Source organism: Nocardioides sp., assembly GCF_047607365.1.
GTDB lineage: Bacteria > Actinomycetota > Actinomycetes > Propionibacteriales > Nocardioidaceae > Nocardioides.
Genome location: NZ_JASGDD010000012.1, coordinates 1 through 20,943, shown reverse-complemented (window position 1 = coordinate 20,943; position 20,943 = coordinate 1). Strand labels below are relative to the sequence as shown.

Sequence of the window (20,943 nt, the reverse complement as noted above, 5' to 3'; positions counted from 1 at the left end):
GGGTGCGGCGGCGCGCGCCAGCCGGCGGCGACCACCTCGCCGAGCGCGTCGGGCGCGGGGCTGCCGGCGTACGACGTCGCGGAGTCGACGCCGCGGACGGACTCGGTCTATCCGCAGCACGGGCATGCGGAGGTCGACGCCCTCCACTACGAGCTCGACCTGACCTGGGACGGCAGCACGCTCAGCGGCTCGGAGACGCTGGAGCTGCGCGCGGCGATCGCCTCGGAGACCCTGACCCTCGATCTCGGATCGGCGCTGACGCCCGACGCGGTCACCCTCGACGGGGAGGCCGTCGAGGCGACTCACGACGGCGACGACCTGACGATCGCGGCGCCGGTGCAGGCGGACACCCGGCACGTGCTGACGCTGTCGTACGCCGGAAAGCCGACCCCCGTGCCGGACCCCTCGAACCGCGACGACGCCGAGCCGCTCGGCCTCACCGCCACGCCCGACGGCGGCCTGTGGACGATGCAGGAGCCGTACGGCGCCTTCACCTGGTACGCCGTGAACGACACCCCGTCGGACAAGGCGCTCTACGACATCCAGATCACCGCGCCGGACGGCATGGTCGGCGTCGCGAACGGCACGCAGGTGGACACCGAGCCCGACGCCGGGGCGGCGAGCACCACCCGCTGGCACACCGGGGTGCCGATGGCCTCCTACCTCGCGACGCTGGCGGTCGGCGCCTACACGCCGACGGAGGCGACATCCGCGTCGGGGGTGCCGATCACCTACTGGGTGCCGACCGGCGACTCGGTCATCCTGCCGCAGCTGCAGAAGACGCCCGACCTCCTGGCCTGGCTGGAGAAGCGGCTCGGCCCCTACCCCTACGACAGCCTCTCGCTCGTGATCGTGCCGACCGAGTCGGCGATGGAGACGCAGTCCACGCTCACGCTCGGCAACCTGCCCGACGACTACTCGAGCGAGACGATCCTGCACGAGCTCGCGCACCAGTGGTACGGCGATCTGGTCACGCCGGCGGACTGGAGCGACCTCTGGATGAACGAGGGGATGGCGACCTACCTCCAGCTGACCTGGCAGGACGAGGCCTGGAGCCGCAACGCCGGCGACTCGCTGATGGACTTCACCCTCTTCGAGGCCGACGCGCGGCGCGACGCGGGGCCGCCCGGGAACTACAAGCCGGACCACTTCGCCGAGGACAACGTGTACGCCGGCCCCGTGCTGATGTGGGACCGCGTGCGCCGCCGGGTCGGGGACGACACGTTCTGGCGGCTGGTGCGCGAGTGGCCCACCGCGCGCGCCGACCAGTCGGTCACCCGCGCGGACTACCTGGCGTGGCTCTCGGCGGAGTCGGGCGCCGACCTGACGAGGCTGATGACACGGTGGCTGATGGCCAAGAAGTCCCCCCGCTGACCCCCTCCGCCGAGTGGGGCCTCCGGGAGGCGCGAATGGGGGCTTGCGGTCGGGCGAATGGGGGCTCCGGCCAGGTGGATGGGGGCCATTTCGGCGGCTCAGAGGTAGCGGGCGGCGCGGGCCGCGGGCGTGCCGGCCCCCTGACGGCGTACGACGGCGAGCTCATCGGCCACCGTCGCGGCCACTCGCGCGAGGAAGTCGTCGGGGTCGTCGGCGGCGTCGGGGGTCTCCTCGACGATCCGGTCGACGACGCCGCGCTCGGCCAGGTCGAGCGCGAGCACCTGCTGGGCGTTGGCGATCTCGGCGGCGTGCTCGACGTCGCCGTGGACGATCGCGGAGGCGCCCTCGGGCGGCAGCGGCGTGAGCCAGGCATTGCCGGCCGCGAGGATGCGGTCGGCCGGCAGCAGGGCGAGCGCGCCGCCGCCGTTGCCCTGACCGAGCATGAGCGAGACCGTCGGCGTCCGGACGGCGACGAGCGCGGCGAGGGTACGGGCGATCTCACCGGCGATCGCGCCGTTCTCGGCCCGCGCCGAGAGCTCGGCGCCGGGGGTGTCGATGACGGTGAGGAGCGGCAGGCGCAGCGACTCCGCGAGTGCGATCCCACGCTGTGCGGCGCGGAGCCCCGACGGGCCGAAGGGTCGCTTGGCCTGCGCCGCCCGGTCCTGCGCGACCACCACGCAGGCCTGGTCGCCGAACCGCGCGAGCGCCAGCAGGATGCCGTTGTCCCGCTCCCCCCGCGTCGTGCCCTGGAGCGGCACGACACTGCTCGCCAGCGCCAACAGCTCCCGGATCCCCGGCCGCTCGGCACGCCGCGTCCGCTCGATCCGCGTCCAGGCGTCGACGGCCTCGGGGGTGGAGTCACCGGTTAACCGGTGACTCGGGAACTTCTCGGCCGGCGTGGTGGCCGAGAAGTTCCGCTCCTGGCCGGGTGGTGTGACGGGTGAGGGGGGTGGTGCGAGCAGGTCGAGGAGTGTGGCAGCGACGACGCGGAGCTCAGCGGGCAGGAGGACGCCGTCGATGATGCCTTGGGTGGAGAGCGTCTCGGCACGCTGTACGTCGTCGGGCAGGGCCTCGCCGGTGACGAGCTCGACCACCTTCGGGCCGAGGAAGCCGAGCAGGGCGCGCGGCTCGGCGACGGTGATGTGCCCGAGCGAGCCCCACGTCGCCATCACCCCGCCCGTGGTGGGGTGGCGGAGGTAGACGATGTAGGGCAGCCCTGCGGCCTTGTGCGCGAGCAGCGCCTCGCCGATCCGGACCATCTGGATGAAGGCCGGCGTGCCCTCCTGCATCCGGGTGCCGCCCGACGCGGGCGCGCCGAAGAGCGGCAGGCCCTCAGCCGTCGCCCGTGTGATCGCCGCGACCAGGCGATCGGCGGCGTCGCGGCCGATCGAGCCTGCCAGGAAGCCGAACTCGCTCACCAGCAGGGCGACCCGATGTCCCGCGATCGTGCCCGCTCCGGTGATGACCGACTCGTCGGCGCCCGACTTCTCCTGCGCGGCGGCCAGCGTGGCTGCGTACTCCTCGCTGACGCCGGTACGTGCCAGCGGGGTGTCCCACGGCTCCCACGACCCCGGATCGAGCACGAGGTCGAGGAGCTCGCGGGCGTTCAGTCGGGCCACGCGCCGACCCTATCCACCGGATGGGCCTCAGACGCGCCGAGACGCCCATCGCCTAGGCCCCACTCGACGGAACCGGAGGCCCCACTCGACGGAACCGGAGACCCCACTCGACACGACCGGAGGCCCCACTCGACGGAACTGGAGGCCCCACTCGGGGTTAGGTGCGCGGCAGGCCGGCGACGAAGTCGAGCTTGTCGAGGACGGGCGGGGGGATGACGAAGGGGTAGAGGTCGTCCTTGCCCATCGAGCGGTTGATCACGTTGAGCGCGGTCGAGAGGGGCACCCAGATCCCCGTGACCACGTCGCGGAAGCGGCTGAATGCGGAGATCGGCGCCACGGCGGTGAGGCCGTACTCCCCCGCCGACTCGATGGTGTCGGAGATGTGGAGGAAGTGGGCGAAGCTCTCGGCGAAGTCCTCGAAGGGATGCATGGTGGCGTACGTCGAGATGTAGCTCGCCTCCCAGCCGGCGGGCGCGCCCTCGGCGTAGTGGCGGTCGATGGCGTCGGCGTACGACGCGGACTCGTCGCCGAAGAGCTCGCGGCACCGCTCGAGCAGCTCGTCGCCCTGGACCAGCTGCCACTCGTAGTAGTGACCGACCTCATGCCGGAAGTGGCCGAGCATGGTGCGGTAGGGCTCGTCGAGCTTGGCGCGGACCTTCTCGCGATGGGCGTCGTCGGACTCGGCGAGATCGATGGTGATGATGCCCTCGTCGTGGCCGATGGTGACGTTCTCCGCGACCGAGGAGAGCAGGTCGAAGGCGAGGCCGTTGACCTCGTCCTCGGCCTTGGACACGATCCGGAAGCCCAGGCTGTCGAGCTCCTGGACGAGATAGCGCTTGGCGCGCTCGGCGTCCTGGTAGTTCTGCAGCCCGATGGCGTCCTCGTCGTTGGGACGAGTGCGGGTCAGCTCGCAGGCGTCGCACTGGCCGCCCTCGATGGCGGCCAGCCAGGTGCAGCCCGACAGGTTCAGGTTGGTGCAGACCCACCAGACGAGTCCGGCGGCGTCGACGTAGCGGCCGTCGGCGTCGACGGGCACCACAGCGCGCTCGGCTCGGGAGTAGCCGAGCGCGCTGCCACAGGAGACGCAGACGGAGTTCTCGAAGAAGAGGGGGTTGTCACAGACACGGCAATGGAACGACTTCACGTCCCGATGATGCCCCGTTCCGAGGGATTCGAATCATCCGCAGGCGAGGTAGCTCCGGCTGACGGTGACCTTCTTGCCCTTCTTGGGCGTGATCGTCGCGGTGAGGGTGGTCGCCGACGTCGAGGCGACGGGCAACGTCACGGTCGACGCCTTCGTCAGCTTCTTGCCCTTGAGGGTCACCTTGTGGCCACCGGCGGTGACGACGACCTTCGACGCCTTCTTCTTGGCCGCCTTGGTCAGCGAGGCCGAGACGGTGTTGGTCGTGCAGTTGCGCTCCCCGGGGGCGACGTACTTCTTGCCCTTGCCGCTCACCGCCGATCCGTAGCCGACGGGCTTGAGGTCGAGCGTCGCGGAGCCGGTGTAGCTCGACGACTTGATCGTGTCGTCGCTGTCCACCGAGCTCGCGGACAGGATGCCGTAGATGTAGGCCTTCCCGGCGGGCAGGAGGGAGGCACCCGAGCCGGTGCCCTTCTCTCCGAAGGCGTAGGCGATCGCCCCGGCGGCGTTGTCGTTGCTCGCGATGTAGGCCTGCAGCGATCCGCGGCCCTTGCCGGATCCGGAGATGCTGACCCACGTGGCCGTCGGCAGGTCGACGGTCGCGCTGAATCCGGCCGAGGAGTAGGCGTAGACGTCGCACGCGCTGGCGCTCAGCCGAGGCACGACGGACTGGGTCGAGCTCCCGCTGATGGTGAGCGCGGCCGGGCCGCCGTTGATCGGCGTCAGCTTCGCGCTGATGCTGGCGCTCTGGGCGAGGTCGGTGACGTCCGTCGTGGCGGAGGACTTCGTCACGGTGCCGGTGCGGCTGAAGGAGCTCGTCACGGTCGCGCCGTTGTCGGTGATGTCGACGCTCGAGGGGACCGGGCTCGACCAGACCGTGGCGCCGCAGTCGGTGCCGGTGACGCTGGAGTAGCCCGAGACGCCCACCGTGCCGCTGGTGACCGCGGCATGGGCGGGCGTCGGCACGAGCGCGACGCCGAGGGTGAGAAGGCCGACAGCGCCGGTCGTGAGAGCGAGCCGCCAAGGAGTGGTGTCCATCGTCCTGCTTTCCGAGTGGGTCGAGCGCCCACGCGCCCGAGTGCCTTCGCAAGGTAGACCCCGAGTGACAGGAGCCACAAGGGTGACTCTCAGGTTTCGCTCAGGACCTTCTCAGAGGGGCGCGACGTCGACGCTCACGGCGAGCGTCGACTTCTTGGCCTCGGTGAAGATGACGCCCTTGACCGGCGGCACGTCCACGTAGTCGCGGCCCCACGCGACGGTGACGTAGCGGTCGTCGACCCACTGGTCGTTCGTCGGGTCGAGCATCACCCACTCGCCGTCGGGGTCGCCGCCGGCGTACGACGGCAGCCAGACGGCCACCCAGGCGTGGCTCGCGTCGGCGCCGACCAGGCGGGGCTTGCCGGGGGGCGGCGTGGTCGCGAGATAGCCGGAGACGTAGCGCGCCGCCAGGCCGTGCGCCCGCAGGCAGGCGATCATCAGGTGGGCGAAGTCCTGGCAGACGCCGCCGCGCGCCTCGAAGATCTCGTCGACGGTGGAGGTGACGGTGGTCGCGGTCTTGTCGTAGGCGAAGTCGGCGTGGATGCGGTGCATCAGGTCGGTGGCGGCCTCGACGAGGGGGCGGCCCGGGGTGAGCGAGACGGCGGCGTAGGCGGCGGCCTCGGCGGTCTGCTCGACCAGTGGGGAGGTGACGGCCATGTCGGTCGCCCGCCACGCCCCCGGCAGGGCGGGGTCGAGCAGGGGTCGCGCGGACTCCCACGGCCGGTCGAAGGCCGACTCGTCGTAGCGCGGCGCGACCACGTCGACGCTCGAGACGGCGTCGACCTCGAGCGTCGTGTGCGGGGTGAGCACCTGGAAGTAGGTGACGACGTTGCCGTAGAAGTCGATGTCGGTCGACTGGTCCGCCGGCGCCGGCGCGACCGTGACGACGGGGTCGCCGACCTGCTGCCACGGCAGCGCCCGCGGCACGACGTGGGCGATGCCGAGGGAGTCGGTGACGTCCTCGTCGTAGGTGTAGACCGTGCGGTGGGTCACGACGTACATCATGTGGCGCTCCGGGCCATCGCGTTGAGCGGACGCGGGGCCGGGCCGGAGGCGAAGTGGACCTCGCCGATCGCCTCGGAGAGCCGGGTGAGGCCGTAGAAGAGGTGGTCCAGGAACGCCTCGAGGTGCGGTCGGCCGGAGCCGCCGATCGCGACGAGAGTGGCCAGCTCGGCGCCGTCGACGTCGGCGATGAGGTCGTCGAGCAGCCGCTCCGGGCGGGACGAGCCGGTGGACGCGGGCAGGGCGGTGAGATAGAGCCGCAGCTCGTGGAGGCTGAAGGCCAGCGAGCGCGGGTTGTCCCGGTCGAGCAGCAGCAGCTCGAGGACGCCACCGGGGCGCACGTAGCCGCGGTAGCGGCGACGGTGCGTCACGGCGGACTCGGCCGAGGAGAGCACCGCGTTGAGCACGTCGCGGTCGACGTCCATGCCGCGGCGGACGGTGGCCGTGCAGCGGAGCAGCTGGCACACCTGGAGGGCGCGCTCGAGGTAGCGCCCGGTGCGGATCGAGTGCCAGCCGGCGTCGCGGATCATGCTCGCGGTGATGCCCTGCATGGCGAGGATGCCGGTCAGGGTCCGGCCGGCGGACTCCGCGACCTGGTGGCTGTAGAGGTTGCGGCGCAGCTCGTCGGCGGCCCGGTCCGTGGAGCCGAAGATCCGCCAGATGTCGCCCGAGAGCTGGTCGCGCACGCCCGACAGCGCGTCGCGCATGCCCGCGATGGACTGCGCGACCGAGCCGGGCCGGAGCTCGTCGAGCAGCAGCGAGCGGAACTCGGCGTCGAGGTCGTCGGCCGGGCCGGGCGAGAGTCGCGACATCACGCCGAGCATGACGTCGAGGGTGGCGCCGCCGGAGCTGCGCGGGCGGGTGCGGAAGTCCTCGGCGATGACGTGCGTGGCGAGGATGAGGCGCAGCAGGTCCTCGGCCCGTTCGCTGTAGCGCCCGGACCAGTACATGTCCTCGAGGGCGCGCGGCACGAGCACGGTGACCGACCGCGCGTGGGTCATGGGGAGGACGTCGGCGAGACCCTGGTCCGGCTCGCCGGCGGTCTCCTTGAGGACCCAGACGTCCTTGCTGGAGGAGGTCCGCTCCCCGGGGTCGCCGAGGGCGCTGGTGCGGACGCTGGCGAGGCCGCCGACGAGCGGCCGGTAGGCCGAGCCGTAGCGCAGCGTGAAGGTCCGCAGCGTCACCGGCCGCGGCTCGGCGCCGCCGGTCGCCGACCACGTGGGCGCCTGGGAGAGGACGGGGAGCTCCTGGCCGACGTAGCGGTGCGGCTCGGCGAGCACGCGGGCGCGAAGCTCGTCGCGGTCGAGGTCGGCGAGCGCCTGGACGGGTCCGTCGAGGGTGCGGACGACCAGGTCCTCGCGCTCCAGGAGCGCCTCCAGGCCGAGCGGTGTCCCCGCCCAGTACGTCGGCACGCTGGGCAGCCGCAGCGGCTCCCCCAGCAGGGCCTCGCAGGCGGCGGGGAGATACGGCAGCAGCCCCGGATTCTCGAGTACGCCGGCCCCGAACCCGTTCACGACCCGGACCCGGCCGCGCCGGACCGCCTCGACCAGTCCGGCGACGCCGAGCTGGGAGTCGCCGCGCAGCTCCAGGGGGTCCGACCAGCTGGCGTCGACGCGGCGCAGGATCACGTCGACCCGCTCGAGCTGGCCGCCCGGCGCCCGGAGGTAGACCCAGCCGTCCTTGATGGTGAGGTCGCCGCCCTGGACGAGGGGGAAGCCGAGGGTGGAGGCGAGGAAGGCCTGGTCGTAGGCCGTCTCGGAGTGGGTTCCGGGGCTGAGCACGACGACGCGCGGGTCGCTGAGGTCGCCGGACGCGGACTGGATGAGCGCCGAGCGGAGCGCCCAGAAGTAGGGCTCCATGCGGTGCAGCCCGGCCTCGCGGTAGAGCTCGGGCAGCACCCGGGAGATGACCCTGCGGTTCTCCATCGCGTAGCCGATGCCCGACGGGGCCTGCGCGCGGTCGCCGAGGACCAGCCACTCGCCGTCCGCGTCGCGGCCGAGGTCGGTGGCGGCGAGGACCAGGGGACGCGGGTCGGCGGCGCCCGCGGGCCCGGCGACGACGCGGTTGAAGCCGGCGTGGCCGAAGATCACGGGCGCGGGGACGACCCGCTCGCTGAGCAGGCGCTGCTCGCCGTACAGGTCGACGAGGATGGCGTTGAGGAGCTCGGCGCGCTGGGCGAGGCCGACCTCGAGCGGCTGCCAGGACGCGGCGTCGATGACCAGCGGCATCGGGTCGAGGCGCCAGGGGCCGGCGCCCTCGCCGGGGCGGGCGTAGGTGACGCCGTCGTCGGCGAGGAAGCGGGCGATGTCGCCGCTGACGCGGCGCAGGTCCGTGGCCGTGAGCGAGACGGCGACCTCGGCCATCCCCTTCCAGGCCGGCCGCAGCGAGCCGTCGGGGGCGATCACCTCGTCGAACCTCTGCCGGTCGCCGGCGACGCCGCCCAGCATCGGCTGGGCGACGGCGGAGGCGTAGTCCTTGAGGATCGTCACGAAGCCGCCCCCGGAGGACACGAGCGCAGCGAGGCCCGGATGGGGGCGTGCGAGAGGCGGAGGAGGTTCGTCATCGAGGCGGGCGTCGCGGCGGTGCGGGTCAGGAGCGGCGCAGGTCGAGGATGTGCGGGTACTCGGCCGACGCGGCCCGGCGGCCACGCTCCCGCATCGCCGCCACGTCGAGGCGGCCGGCGGTGAAGCCGCGCGCCTCGAACCGGCCGGCGCGGCGCGCCTCGGCCTCGTTGGCGTTGACCGGCGGGGTGTCGTAGGAGCGGCCGCCCGGGTGCACGACGTGGTAGGTCGCACCACCGAGACTCACCTCCGACACGGCGTCCACGATATCCACATGGAGCGGTGAGTGGACGTCGATGGTCGGATGGAGGGCGCTCCAGGGCGCCCATGCCTTGTAGCGGACGCCGGCGTAAAACTCGCCGGGAGTCTCGGTGGCGGTCAGGGGCAGCGGCACGCCCTGGCAGGTGACGAGGTGGCGATGCGGGTCCAGCCCCGTGACCCGGACCTGGATCCGCTCGACCGAGCTGTCGACGTACCGCGCGGTCCCGGAGCCGGTGGCCTCCTCGCCGAGCACGTGCCACGGCTCGATCGCCTGGCGGAGCTCGAGCTCCACGCCCGCGACGCGGGTGAGGCCGATCCGGGGGAAGCGGAACTCGGTGAAGGGGTCGAGCCAGGACTCCTCGAAACCGATCCCGGCGGCGCGGAGATCGGCGACGACCTCGCCGATGTCGCGGATGGCGCCCTGCGGGAGCAGGAAGTCCTCGTGCAGGGTCGTGCCCCAGCGGACCAGCGGCGCGGAGAGCGGCTTCTCCCAGAACATCGCGACGAGGCTGCGGACCAGGAGCGACTGGAGGAGCGCCATCTGCGGGTGCGGCGGCATCTCGAAGCCGCGCAGCTCGAGCAGGCCGAGCCGGCCTCGGGAGCTGTCGGGCGAGTAGAGCTTGTCGATGCAGAACTCGCTGCGGTGGGTGTTGCCGGTGAGGTCGGTCAGCAGGTGACGGAAGAGCCGGTCGACGAGCCACGGCCGCGGCTCGAGGCCGAGCTCCTCCTGCTCGGCCGTGAGGCGGGCGAGCTCGCGTTGGGCGATCTCCATCTCGTAGACCGCCTCGGGACGGCCCTCGTCGAACCGCGGCGCCTGCGACGTCGGGCCGATGAAGCGGCCGGAGAAGAGGTAGGAGAGCGACGGGTGGCGCTGCCAGTAGGTGATCAGGCTGGCCAGCAGGTCCGGTCGCCGGAGGAGCGGGGAGTCGGCGGGGGTGGTGCCGCCGAGGGTGATGTGGTTACCGCCGCCGGTGCCGGTGTGGAGGCCGTCGAGGTCGAACTTCTCGGTCGACAGCCGGGCCTGGCGCGCCTCCTCGTAGAGCGTCGCGGTCAGCTCGCGCTGCTCCGCCCATGAGGACGTGGGCTGGACGTTGACCTCGATGACGCCGGGGTCGGGGGTGACCACGAGCTGGGTGAGGCGGGCGTCCGGGGGCGGCCCGTAGCCCTCGACGACCAGGGAGGTGCCCGCCTCGGTGGCGGCGCGCTCGATGGCGTGGAGGAGGGTGGCGTAGTCCTCGAGGCGGTCGGTCGGCGGCAGGAAGACGAAGACGTGGCCCTCGCGCGCCTCGATCGCCAGCGCGGTGGTCGGGGCGCCGTCGGCGGGCACCACGGCGACGGTCGGCAGCGCGTCGTCGCCGGCCGGCAGCGGCTCGCCCGCCTCGAGGTACGACGGCTCGCCGGCGTACTCGGGGTCGTGCCAGCTGATCGCGTCCAGGGGCAGTCGCAGGCCGACGGCGGAGGTGCCGGGCAGCAGCACGAGCCGGCCGCGGCGGAAGGACCAGGCCGGGGAGGCCCAGGTGGTGCCCACGACGATGGGCAGCACCCAGCCGGTGGGCGTGGCGACGTCGCCGTCGATCTCCTTGAGGGAGTCGGCGGTGATCTCGTCGAGCTCCTTGCCCGGCCGCTCGCCCCAGGGCTGGCGGACCTCCGCGGCGAGGAGGGCGAGCGGGTCCTCGTACGCCGGCAGGAGCTGGCCCTCGGGGAGCCCGAGGAGCGAGGTGAGCGCCCGGGCCAGCGCCTCGGCGCGGCCGGCGGCGGCGTCCGTGGAGTCCGCCTTCTCCCACGGGTCGTCGAGCAGGGTCGGGTCGTCCCACAGCGGCCGGCCGTCGGTGCGCCACTGGAGGGCGATGTTCCAGCGTGGGAGGGGCTCGCCGGGATACCACTTGCCCTGGCCGCGGTGGACCACGCCACCCTTGGCGTAGACGGCCTGGAGCCGGTCGGCGAGGTCGCCGGCGAGGCGGCGCTTGTCCGGGCCGTCGGCGGCGGTGTTCCACTGGGCGCTGACCTGGTCGTCGAGGCTGACGAAGGTGGGCTCGCCGCCCATGGTGAGCCGGACGTCGCTCTTCGCCAGCCGGGCGTCGACCGCCTCGCCGAGCGCGTCGATCCGGGCCCAGGCCTCGTCGGTGTAGGGCTTGGTGACCCGTGGGTCCTCGTGGATCCGGACGACCTCGTTGGAGAACGAGAAGGTCACCTCGACCGGCTCGGTGGCGCCCTCGATCGGCGCCGCGCTGCTGGGGTGCGGGGTCGCCGAGAGGGGGATGTGGCCCTCGCCGGTGAACATGCCGGAGGTGGCGTCCAGGCCGATCCAGCCGGCGCCGGGGATGAAGACCTCGCACCACGCGTGCAGGTCGGTGATGTCGCCCTCGCCGACGAAGCCGGGGCCCTCGAGCGGCTCGAGGTCGGGCTTGAGCTGGATCGAGTAGCCGGAGACGAAGCGGGCCGCGAGGCCGAACTGGCGCAGCAGCGAGACCAGCAGCCAGGCGAAGTCGCGGCAGGAGCCGACACCGCGGTCGAGGGTGGTGTCGGGCGACTGGAAGCCGGTCTCCATGCGCAGCGAGTAGGCGAGCCTGCCGTTGACGGCCTGGTTGAGCGCGACGAGGAAGTCGATGGTGGCGATGGGGTCGTCGCCCGCGCCGACCAGGTCCAGGCCGCGCCGCCAGGCGTCGGCCTTCGCGGCGTCGTCCACCGGGGCGAGGTAGGGCGTCAGATCCGCCTCGAGCTCGGGGGCGTAGGCGAACGGGAAGTGCTCGGCGTACTCCTCGATGAAGAAGTCGAAGGGGTTGATCACCATCATGTCGGCGACAAGGCCGACGGTGATGTCGAGGGTCTTCACCTTCTCGGGGAAGACGAGGCGCGCGAGCCAGTTGCCGAAGGGGTCCTGCTGCCAGTTGAGGAAGTGGTTCTCCGGCTTCACCGTGAGGCTGTAGGCCTCGATGGGGGTGCGGCTGTGCGGCGCCGGCCGGAGGCGTACGACGTGGGGCGCGACAGCCACCGGGTGCGCGAAGTCGTAGGTGGTCCGGTGCTCCAGAGCGACCTTGATCGACATGCCCCAACCTTGCCAGTTGGGAGGTTGCTGCCACGTAACAATCTCGCCGAGTGGCTCGTTGAGCGGGCATGCCCGACCGCCCGCTGCTGATCCCGCGCCCGAATTCCGTGCCCGACGCAGCCGACCGGGCGGAGGAGGAGGAGTTCCACGCGCTCGTCGAGTCGATCGAGACGCTGCTGTTCACGTCCTCCGAGGACCCCGACACGCTCGACCGGGCCGTGCTGGCTCAGTCGATGGCCGAGCTCGAGGCACGCTGGCCCGCCGCGGCCGCCGAGCTGGCGCCGCGGATCGCCGCGCGGGGGCAGCGGGCGAGCTGACATGCCCTAGGAGCCTGAGGCGAGGAGCTCGACCAGCCGGGCGGCGACGTAGGCCTGCTCGGCGGCGATCGGGTGCAGGATCTGGGCGCCCCTGCCGTTGACGTCGGCGATCCACGGCTCCGCTCCGCACAGGCCGTGGTCGGCGGTGGCGTCGAGGATGTCGAGGTAGCTCGCTCCGCTCAGCGTGGCGGCCTTCTCGACCGCGTCGTCGAGGCTCCGGTTGACCTCACGGGCCGGCTCGACGAAGTCCTCCGGCACGGGCGTCCCGTCACAGGGCGCGTCGGCGGAGACGATCGTCGGATAGCCGACGAGGACGACCGTCGCCGCGGGCGCGCGGACGCGGACCTGGCGCACCAGCTCGGCGATCCGGTCGGGGAGCTTGCCGGCCAGGCGCTCCACCCGGGTGAGCAGCTTCTGGCAGGACGGCTGCTGGGTGCCGCAGGCGAGGAAGACCTGGATGAGGGCGAGGTCGTTGCCGCCGATGCCGATGGTGACGAGGTCGGTGTCGGAGGTGACGGCGGCGATCTGGGGGGCGAGCGTGGCGTCGGAGACGGTCTGGCCGTGGAGCAGGTCGCTCACCGTGGCGCCGGAGCAGCTCACGTCGGTCAGGGTCACGCCGAGCTCGGCCGCCGCGAGGGTCGGGTAGTTGGACTGCGAGCGGCCGCAGCCGTCGGCGTCGGCGGCGGCCGGGGCGACGCCGAGCGCCGCGGTGTAGGAGTCGCCCAGCGCGACGTAGCGATGGAACGCCGGCGGGGTGGCGCTCGAGGTGGCCGTGGACGGCTGCTCGTCGGGCGTCGATCCACCGCAGCCGGCGAGCGTGGTGGCGAGCAGGGCGGCCAGCGCGACGGCGTACGGGCGTGGGGGGCGCATGCCGGCGATCATGCGCTACGACCCCTCATCGGCCGGGGGCGCGCTGGTCCAGCCGACCGGGGAGGCGCTCTCGGAGCTGGTCTCGGAGCTGGTCTCGGAGCTGGTCTCGGTGGGGGTGGCGGTGGCCGATGCGGTGGCCGTCGTCGTGGGCGTCGCGGACGGGGTTGCCGTGGTGGTGGCGGACGGGGTGGCGCTTCCGGTGTCGTCCTGCAGCGTCGCGACGACGCGCGCGAGGGCCGCGGCGACAGCGCGCTGCTCGGGGAGCTCGGGGTGGTAGCGCTTGCTGACGCTCGTGGTCCGGCTCGCGATCCACGGGTCGCTGGTGCACAGCCCGTGGCCGCGGGTGAAGGTCCTCGGGTCGAGGAAGGTGGCGCCGTTGGCGCGCGCGGCGCGGCTCTGCACTGCGGCGATCTGGGCGAGAGCGCGTACGGCGGGCTTGAGCGCGGCCGTCCGGGAGCCGTAGCAGCGCCCGCTCGCCGGGAGGATCTCCGGGTAGCCGACCACGATGACCCTCGCCCCGGGCGCCCGCGCCCTGACCTTGCGGATCGCGTTGGTCAGGTCCGCGCGCAGCTTCGGCAGCCCCTTGCGGAGCGCGCGGATCTGCTGGCGACAGGTCGCCGACGCGCGCAGGCAGGATGCGACGACCCGCATGATGCCGACGTCGTTCCCGCCGAGGGAGACGGTGACGACGTCGGCGTCGGCGCGGACCGCGCTGAGCTGAGCGGCGACGGTCGGCTTCTGGCGATGGGTGAGGTCGCGCACCCGCGCGCCGCCGCAGCTCACGTCGACGAGCGTCAGGTCGAGCGCGGCGGCGAGGAGGTGGGGGTAGTTCTTGTCGGTGCGGTTGCAGGCCGTGCTGAGCGTCCGGCCGATCCGGGGACCGCCCGTATAGGAGTCGCCGAGCGCGACGTAGATCAAGCGACTGCTCTCCGCCGCGACCCGGAGGGCCGGCACCGTCCGCTGCGGGGCCGCGGCGCCACAGGCCGCGAGCAGGGCGAGGGCCACGACGAGCGCCAGCGAGGGGATGAGAGCGCGGCGCACAGGGAGATCTTGCCTCACCCGCCCCACGAGTCACGCGTCGCCGGGCCGACCGGCGACCTCCGTCGGCGGGGATCCTTCGCAGGTGGGCAGGTAAGAATGAGCCGTGCGCTTCCTCGCCTGGCTCCTCACTACCGCCGTCGCGCTGGCGGTGGCCGCACAGCTGCTCGGCGGCATCGCGTTCGACGGCCCCTCGACGTGGCCGGACGAGCTGCGGCACAAGCTGCTCCCGCTGCTCGCCGTCGCCGTCGTGATGGGCGGGGTCAACGCCCTGGTCCGGCCCGTGGTGACGTTCCTCAGCCTGCCGTTCGTCATCCTCACGCTCGGCCTGTTCCTGCTGGTCGTCAACGCCCTGATGCTCAAGCTCACCGCATGGCTCGCCGGCGGTCTCGGCATCGGCTTCCACGTCGACGGCTTCGGCACCGCCGTCCTCGGCTCGATCATCATCACGATCGTCACCTGGATCGTCGACGGCCTCCTGTCCGGCGACCGTCGCTGACTGAGTCCCCACCCGCCGGCGCACCCGCGTCACCGCTGGATGGGGATCCCGTCCAGCAGCTCACCGGGCTGGAGCTCGAGCCCGGCCGCGATCTTGAGGATGTTGTCGAGGCGGATGCTCCGCTGACCGCGCTCGACCTGGCCGAGGAAGGTCCAGTGGATGTCGCAGCGAGCCGCGAGCGCCTCCTGGGACAGCCCCTGCTCCTCGCGGAACCTGCGCACGCGCTTGCCGAACTCCACCGCCGCCGGCGACGGCGGGGTCTTGGCGGAGGCAGCGGTCGGCATGGCACTCCAACCCCATCCGTCCCATGTGTACTGATCCAGAGTGCAATCGCCTCAAAGCGCCTCCGTCCCATGCCTGATCGTCCTATGCTCCAGGAGACGGAGGATCCCAACGCGAGGGGGCGAGAGGGCGATGGCCGGCTGGAGCGCGAAGCGTCGTGCGACGCTGCACCTGCGCGCCAGCACTCTCCTCGACGCCGACGCGGCGCTGCACCTCGTCAAGGAGACCGTCCCGCACGTCGTCGGCGCGGGCATGAGCCTGCTGACCTCGGGCATCGGCAGCGCCAACGCCCGGGTGAACGTCACGGGCGAGCAGCCGGGCCGGGTCGACCTGTCGATCTCCGCGGTCGCGGGCACCTTCTGCACCTTCGAGGCGGCAGCCGCCACGGAGGCGGGACGGACCCTGCTCACCGTCGGCCCGCTCAGCACCTACGCGACCTCGCAGGAGAAGCTCTACGGCATTCCCGCCACACCGAAGACCATCGCGGGAATGGACCTCTACCGGCGCTTCCTGGACGCCGTCCACGACGCCGTCGCCGCCGCGGACGGCACCGCCTCGATCCGCGTGACCCAGGCCTGACCCGTTGCCGAGCATCACGGGCGCGACGCGATCTCCGACGGACGGGAACGGCCCCGCCAGGCGAGCTGGCGGGGCCGCTTCACGCGGCCGAACTGACAGAAGGTTGGAAGGAATTCACTAACTGCTGGTGAAGGTCGTTCCGGGAGCGTCGCTGGGGAGTTTTACCAGCACTTAACCCAGCCGGCCGGGGCGGGCGGGATTCGCCTTGACCAGGCTTGGCGCATATTGTTTTGGGGAATATCGTTACCGTAAAACGATAAGAGGATCGGTGGCGATCAATGGCGCACAGGTTGTTCCGCGTAGCCGGTTGGGTTGTCCTTGTGGCCAGCGCCGTCTCCGCAGCATCCGCTGCCACTGTGCTGGCCATCGGGATCTCGGCGCTGGCAGGACGCACGACTTACCCGGTCAACGTGGACTTGGGACCGGTCCACCTCTACCAAGACATTTCGGCGGAAGTTTCGTTGCAGGAGAAGGTCTGCCAGTCGGCAAGCGTGGTCGAGCAAAATGGGTTGAACGACTGCGCACCGTTCTTCATACACGGGAGTTCCCGGTACCAGAACGATTCCGCAACTCGACTCCAGGATGGGAACATCAAGCCTCAGATGGCCACCCTGACAGGGACGGTCGCTCTGGCCACCACCGGCGGCTGGAGTGGGTTCGTCGCCGCGACAGTGGTCTCCGAAGTGATCAAACTCGTGTTGTTGAGCGTCTTCCTCTTGATGCTTTGGCGACTGCTCTCAGCCTCGGCAACCGGGATGGTATTCGACGAGCGCAGCGTGCGTTGGGTTCGCGCAATGGGCTGGATCCTGATTGCGGGTGCGGCCTTAGGAGCGATTCGGAGCGTGTTCATCGGTCCCCTGAAGTGGGGCTACTCGATCGAGGTATTCGGCCCAGGACCGCATCTGACCCCGGCAGCCGATGGTGCCATTGACATCATGCAGATCGCGCTCGGCGTGCTGGTCCTGCTGTTGGCAGAGGTGTTCCGTCGGGGCACCGCGGTCGAGACCGAGAACAGGCTGACCGTGTAGTGGCTATCGTGATTCGGCTCGACCGCGTCTTGGTCGAGCGCAAGATGACCTTGACCGAACTCGCCGGCCACGTCGGGATCACCGTGGCCAACCTGTCCATCCTGAAGAGCGGAAAAGCCAAAGCGGTCAGGCTGTCCACACTCGACGCGATCTGCCGTGTGCTCGAGTGTCAGCCAGGCGACGTGCTCGAACATGCGAACGACGGCGAGACCCACACAGGCACTCACCGCACTGATTAGGCACGCCTGCCAAGCCGTCAGGGCACCTTGCGCAGGAAGGCGTTGATCTGCGGCGGGAAGCCGAGGACGTCGGCGGCCGGGGAATCGTGCGGGAGGCGCGGAACACCTCATCGGGGCCGTCCTGGCCGCAGGCGCGACCACGACCGCCCCCACCAGGGCGGCGGCCCTCACGGCCCCAACCGCGGGAAGCGAAAGAACCCCCGGCGAGCGTCCGCTCACCGAGGGTTCCATCCTGAATCAACTGGCGGTGTCGGAGGGATTTGAACCCTCGGTGGGCTCACACCCACAAACGCTTTCGAGGCGTTCTCCTTAGGCCGCTCGGACACGACACCGGAGGGAACGTTACCGGAGGGGTGAGGGCGGCATGAAATCGATCAGGACGACCGTCAGGCGGCGGGGACCGTGGACGCCCTCGACGCGGCTCAGCTCGATGTCGCTCGTGGCCGAGGGGCCGCTGATCCACGTCAGGGGGCGGCCGGCGCGGACCGACGGCGCGAGCAGCGTGACGGCGTCGGGGACGTCGGTGACGACCTGGTCGGCACGCACCAGGCAGACGTGTACGTCGGGGACGAGCGTGATCGCACGCCGCCCCTGGCCCGCGCCGTGGTCCAGCACGATGGTGCCGGTCTCGGCGATGCCGACGGCGGCGTCGGTGACCACAGCCTCGATCCGGTCGAGCTCGGCCGCGGTGAGGGCACCGTCGTCGACGATCCCGCCGGGGACGTCCACCGACAGGCCCTCGGGTACGACGACGCCGGCCGTCCCGGCCAGCGCCTCGGCCACCGCCGGGCCGACGTCGGCGGGGGCGACCCGGACCACCGTCGCGCGGTAGTCGGCGACCCGCTCCGCGAAGAGAGCCACGACGTCGGCGGGCGATGCCCGGCGGGGAGCGGGTGGCGGTGCCGCCGTCTCCCGCGGCACCCCGGCGAGCGCAGCGTCGACCCGGCCGAGGACCTCCGCCCGCGCGTCGCGGGCGGGCTCACTCATGACGTCCTCCCTCGGTCCGCTTCCACCACGCCCGGAACGACTCGGGGGGCGCGGGAGGAAGGTCGCGAACCGAGCCCCACTTGGAGAGCCCGGGGATGCCGGCGAGACCGGCGAAGCGCCGCGCGACGCCCAGCCCCACCCGCGTGAACCGCTCCCCGAACGCGAGCCTGCGAGCGTCGCCGAGACCCACGGCGGCGCCCTTCATCGCGAGCACCTCGGCACGATGGCCCGCCTTCGGCAGCGACCCGCGGTGGGCGTCGACGACCTGGGCCCGCAGGTCGACGAGCACCGACGGGATGTCGATCCGGACCGGGCAGACCTCGAAGCAGGCGCCGCACAGCGAGGACGCGTAGGGCAGCGAGTCGACCTGCTCCCCCGCCGCGCCCGGCTCCCCCACGCCGCGCAGCAGCGGATTGAGGATGGCGCCGATCGGGCCTGGATAGACCGAGCCGTAGGCGTGGCCGCCGGTGCGCTCGTAGACCGGGCAGACGTTGAGGCAGGCCGAGCAGCGGATGCAGCGCAGCGCCTGGCGGCCGACCTCGCCCGCGAGTGCCCGGGTGCGGCCGTTGTCGAGCAGGACGACATGCACCTCCTGCGGCCCGTCGCCCGGCGTCACCCCGGTCCACATCGATGTATAGGGGTTCATCCGCTCCCCGGTGGAGGACCGGGGCAGCAGGCGCAGCAGCGGGTCGAGCTCGTCCCAGGTCGAGACGACCTTCTCGATCCCGACGACCGAGACCAGCACCTCGGGCAGGGTCAGGCACATCCGGCCGTTGCCCTCGGACTCGACCACGACGAGTGTGCCGGTCTCGGCGACCGCGAAGTTGGCGCCGGACACCCCGACGCGAGCGCGCAGGAACTTCTCCCGCAGGTGGGCACGGGCCGCCGCGGCGAGAACCGCGGGCTCGTCGGTGAGGTCGTCGGGAGCCGGCCGGCCGACCTCCTTCATCGCGCGCAGGAAGATCTCGCGGATCTCGGCGCGGTTGCGGTGGATGGCGGGCACCAGGATGTGCGAGGGCAGGTCGTCGCCGAGCTGCACGATGAGCTCGGCGAGGTCGGTCTCCCAGGCGGCGATGCCCGCCTCGGCGAGCGCCTCGTTGAGCCCGATCTCCTGGGTCACCATCGACTTGACCTTGACCACCTCGTCGACCCCGTGACCGGCGGCGATCGAGGTGACGATCCGGTTGGCCTCCGCGGCGTCGCGGGCCCAGTGCACGGTCGCGCCCTTGGCGGCGAGCGTCTCCTCGAGGCGCCGCAGCTGCGTGCCGAGGGTGAGCAGCGCGGACTCCTTGACGCCGGCGCCGGCGAGCCGCAGCGCCTCCCAGTCACCCGTCTCGTCGATCTCCTCGACGAGCCGCGCCCGCTTGTCCCGGATGGTGCCGGTGGCGTGGGCGAGGTTGTGCCGCAGCTGGGCGTCGGCCAGCGCCTCCCGCGCGGCGACGGGGAAGGCCGGCATGCCGACGAAGGTGCCGCTCATTCCGTTGCCGCCAGGATCTCGGCGAGATGCACAGGACGTACGCCGGCACGCTGGCGCGACAGCAGGCCCCCGATGTGGGTGAGGCAGGAGTTGTCGCCCGCCACCAGCACCTCGGCACCGGCGTCGCGGACGTGGCGCACCTTGTCGGCGCCCATGGCGATCGAGGTGTCGGCGTTCTTGACCGCGAAGGTGCCGCCGAAGCCGCAGCACTGGTCCGCCGCCGGGAGGTCCACGAGAGTGAGTCCGCGCACGTGCTCGAGCAGCCGGCGCGGCCGGTCACCCACCCCGAGCATCCGCAGCGAGTGGCAGGTCGGGTGGTAGGTCACGGTGTGCGGGTAGTAGGCGCCCACGTCGGTCACCCCCAGCACGTCGACGAGGAACTCCGACAGCTCGTGGACCCGCGGCGACACCTCGTCCACGGCGGCGACGAGACCGGCGTCCCCGGACCGCCGCGCCACCAGGGAGTGCTGGTGCCGCGCGGAGCCCGCGCACGACCCCGACGGGGTCACCACCGCGTCGTACCCCTCGAAGGCGGAGACGAAGGCGCGCACCACCGGCACCGCCTCGTCGAGGTAGCCGGTGTTGACCATCGGCTGCGCGCAGCAGGTCTGCGCCGCGGGGAAGTCGACGTCCACGCCGAGCCGGCGCAGCAGCGTCACGACGGCCTTGCCGGTCTCCGGGTAGAGCGCATCGTTGATGCACGTGACCATGAGCGCGACCCGCACAGCGCCTCCTCCTTCTGGACGACCTCACTGTGGTCTGACCACAGAACGAAACTGTAGGGTAGCGCCCGTGAGCGAGGCAAGCGCGGGCTGGCGTCCGGTCCCCCGCGCCCGCACCTACCAGCTGGTCGTCGACCAGGTCGAGGAGCAGATCCTGGCGGGGACCCTCCGCGTCGGCGACCGGCTGCCCGGCGAGCGCGAGCTGGCGTCCCGGCTCCAGGTCTCCCGGCCCGCCGTCCGCGAGGCGATCCGGACCCTCGAGGCCCAGGGCGTCGTCCGGGCCGGGGTGGGGTCGGGACCCGAGGCTGGCACGGTGGTCTCGGCGCTGCCGTCCGAGGCGCTCACCCGGCTGCTGCGCGTCCACGTCGCACTGGCGAACTTCCCGCTCGACGACGTCGTCGAGGCGCGGGTCATCCTCGAGCGGGCGAGCGCCGCGCTGGCGGCGAGCGAGGGTACGCCGGCGAGGCTGGGCGCCCTCGCCGCGCCGCTCGGCACGATGGCGACCGACGAGGCCGCCGACCGGCACCGCTACAACGACCTCGACACCGACTTCCACATCGCGGTCGCGGAGGCCGGCGGCAACCGGCTCTTCGCCGACATGACGATCGCCATCCGGGAGGCGATGCGGCTGCCCATCCTCCGCGACCTCGAGCAGCTCGACGACAGCGTCTGGACGGCGGCGCGCGAGGAGCTGACCGGGCAGCACCGCGCCATCCACGACGCGATCACCGCCGGCGACGGCGACCGTGCCGCGGAGCTGATGGAGGAGCACATCCGCTCCTCCCGCAGGCTGCTGTCCCCCGAGAGCGCGTAGGAGCGGCGGAGCCGGGTCGCGCGACCCGGCCCCGCCGCATCCGGCGCCT

General features: G+C 72.2%; 19 protein-coding genes and 1 tRNA gene. 7 read left to right on the top strand and 13 right to left on the bottom strand.

Features of this window, described 5'->3' with window-relative positions; translation table 11 throughout:
• Positions 1-1,374: M1 family metallopeptidase (locus QM572_RS01325; RefSeq protein WP_415089205.1), on the top strand; the 1,374-nt coding region annotated here is incomplete at its 5' end.
• A 98-nt stretch (positions 1,375-1,472) separates the two neighbouring features.
• Here QM572_RS01325 and QM572_RS01320 read toward each other — a convergent pair.
• The 6 genes from QM572_RS01320 to QM572_RS01295 all read right to left on the bottom strand — a co-directional run bounded on the left by QM572_RS01320 (position 1,473) and on the right by QM572_RS01295 (position 12,042).
• Positions 1,473-2,993 (bottom strand): carboxyl transferase domain-containing protein, encoded by a 1,521-nt coding sequence (locus tag QM572_RS01320; RefSeq protein WP_415089203.1) that lies wholly within the window; start codon positions 2,991-2,993, stop codon positions 1,473-1,475.
• A gap of 157 nt (positions 2,994-3,150) precedes the next feature.
• On the bottom strand, positions 3,151-4,137 hold the full coding sequence (locus QM572_RS01315) for a putative zinc-binding metallopeptidase (protein ID WP_415089200.1): 987 nt from the start codon (positions 4,135-4,137) through the stop codon (positions 3,151-3,153).
• Between the two features lie 33 nt (positions 4,138-4,170).
• Positions 4,171-5,172 carry a hypothetical protein gene (locus QM572_RS01310; RefSeq protein ID WP_415089198.1) on the bottom strand — a complete coding sequence of 334 codons (1,002 nt, stop codon included), beginning with the start codon at positions 5,170-5,172 and terminating at the stop codon, positions 4,171-4,173.
• Between the two features lie 111 nt (positions 5,173-5,283).
• Positions 5,284-6,174, bottom strand: a complete 891-nt coding sequence (locus QM572_RS01305; protein WP_415089209.1) for a transglutaminase family protein — start codon at positions 6,172-6,174, stop codon at positions 5,284-5,286.
• Positions 6,174-8,684 (bottom strand): circularly permuted type 2 ATP-grasp protein, encoded by a 2,511-nt coding sequence (locus QM572_RS01300; protein WP_415089196.1) that lies wholly within the window; start codon positions 8,682-8,684, stop codon positions 6,174-6,176. Before QM572_RS01300 ends, QM572_RS01305 begins: the two co-directional genes overlap by 1 nt.
• A 79-nt stretch (positions 8,685-8,763) precedes the next feature.
• Positions 8,764-12,042, bottom strand: a complete 3,279-nt coding sequence (locus QM572_RS01295; RefSeq protein WP_415089194.1) for a DUF2126 domain-containing protein — start codon at positions 12,040-12,042, stop codon at positions 8,764-8,766.
• Positions 12,043-12,110: 68 nt separating this feature from the next.
• Here QM572_RS01295 and QM572_RS01290 point away from each other — a divergent pair, with 68 nt between their 5' ends.
• Positions 12,111-12,359 carry a hypothetical protein gene (locus QM572_RS01290; RefSeq protein WP_415089192.1) on the top strand — a complete coding sequence of 83 codons (249 nt, stop codon included), beginning with the start codon at positions 12,111-12,113 and terminating at the stop codon, positions 12,357-12,359.
• 6 nt (positions 12,360-12,365) lie between these two features.
• Here the strand turns inward: QM572_RS01290 and QM572_RS01285 are convergent, their stop codons facing one another.
• Together QM572_RS01285 and QM572_RS01280 are read right to left on the bottom strand one after the other, a co-directional pair.
• A complete protein-coding gene (locus QM572_RS01285) occupies positions 12,366-13,229 on the bottom strand; it encodes an SGNH/GDSL hydrolase family protein (protein ID WP_415089190.1) in 864 nt (287 codons plus the stop codon).
• Positions 13,230-13,244: 15 nt separating this feature from the next.
• On the bottom strand, positions 13,245-14,270 hold the full coding sequence (locus tag QM572_RS01280; RefSeq protein ID WP_415089188.1) for an SGNH/GDSL hydrolase family protein: 1,026 nt from the start codon (positions 14,268-14,270) through the stop codon (positions 13,245-13,247).
• Positions 14,271-14,373: 103 nt separating this feature from the next.
• On the opposite strand from QM572_RS01280, the gene QM572_RS01275 reads away from it, so the two are divergent.
• On the top strand, positions 14,374-14,766 hold the full coding sequence (locus QM572_RS01275; protein WP_415089186.1) for a phage holin family protein: 393 nt from the start codon (positions 14,374-14,376) through the stop codon (positions 14,764-14,766).
• Positions 14,767-14,795: 29 nt separating this feature from the next.
• Here the strand turns inward: QM572_RS01275 and QM572_RS01270 are convergent, their stop codons facing one another.
• Complete coding sequence (locus tag QM572_RS01270) at positions 14,796-15,050, bottom strand: helix-turn-helix domain-containing protein (RefSeq protein ID WP_415089185.1); 255 nt, start codon at positions 15,048-15,050, stop codon at positions 14,796-14,798.
• Positions 15,051-15,180: 130 nt separating this feature from the next.
• Here QM572_RS01270 and QM572_RS01265 point away from each other — a divergent pair, with 130 nt between their 5' ends.
• The 3 genes from QM572_RS01265 (at position 15,181) to QM572_RS01255 (ending at position 16,894) form a co-directional block, all read left to right on the top strand.
• Positions 15,181-15,627, top strand: a complete 447-nt coding sequence (locus tag QM572_RS01265) for a hypothetical protein (protein ID WP_415089183.1) — start codon at positions 15,181-15,183, stop codon at positions 15,625-15,627.
• A gap of 320 nt (positions 15,628-15,947) precedes the next feature.
• Entirely contained in the window at positions 15,948-16,655 is a 708-nt protein-coding gene (locus QM572_RS01260; protein WP_415089181.1) for a DUF2975 domain-containing protein, read from the top strand.
• On the top strand, positions 16,655-16,894 hold the full coding sequence (locus tag QM572_RS01255) for a helix-turn-helix domain-containing protein (RefSeq protein ID WP_415089178.1): 240 nt from the start codon (positions 16,655-16,657) through the stop codon (positions 16,892-16,894). Before QM572_RS01260 ends, QM572_RS01255 begins: the two co-directional genes overlap by 1 nt.
• 242 nt (positions 16,895-17,136) lie before the next feature.
• Here QM572_RS01255 and QM572_RS01250 read toward each other — a convergent pair.
• From QM572_RS01250 to QM572_RS01235, 4 genes are all read right to left on the bottom strand, one after another.
• Positions 17,137-17,226: transfer RNA gene (locus QM572_RS01250), tRNA-Ser, on the bottom strand.
• A gap of 10 nt (positions 17,227-17,236) precedes the next feature.
• Positions 17,237-17,881 carry a LutC/YkgG family protein gene (locus tag QM572_RS01245; RefSeq protein ID WP_415089176.1) on the bottom strand — a complete coding sequence of 215 codons (645 nt, stop codon included), beginning with the start codon at positions 17,879-17,881 and terminating at the stop codon, positions 17,237-17,239.
• Entirely contained in the window at positions 17,874-19,358 is a 1,485-nt protein-coding gene (locus QM572_RS01240) for a lactate utilization protein B (protein ID WP_415089173.1), read from the bottom strand. Before QM572_RS01240 ends, QM572_RS01245 begins: the two co-directional genes overlap by 8 nt.
• Positions 19,355-20,068, bottom strand: coding sequence for a (Fe-S)-binding protein (locus QM572_RS01235; protein ID WP_415089207.1), 714 nt, complete (start codon positions 20,066-20,068; stop codon positions 19,355-19,357). Before QM572_RS01235 ends, QM572_RS01240 begins: the two co-directional genes overlap by 4 nt.
• 82 nt (positions 20,069-20,150) lie before the next feature.
• Here QM572_RS01235 and QM572_RS01230 point away from each other — a divergent pair, with 82 nt between their 5' ends.
• Positions 20,151-20,894: a FadR/GntR family transcriptional regulator gene (locus QM572_RS01230; RefSeq protein ID WP_415089171.1), complete on the top strand. Its 744-nt coding sequence runs from the start codon at positions 20,151-20,153 to the stop codon at positions 20,892-20,894.
• The last annotated feature ends 49 nt before the right edge of the window (positions 20,895-20,943 follow it).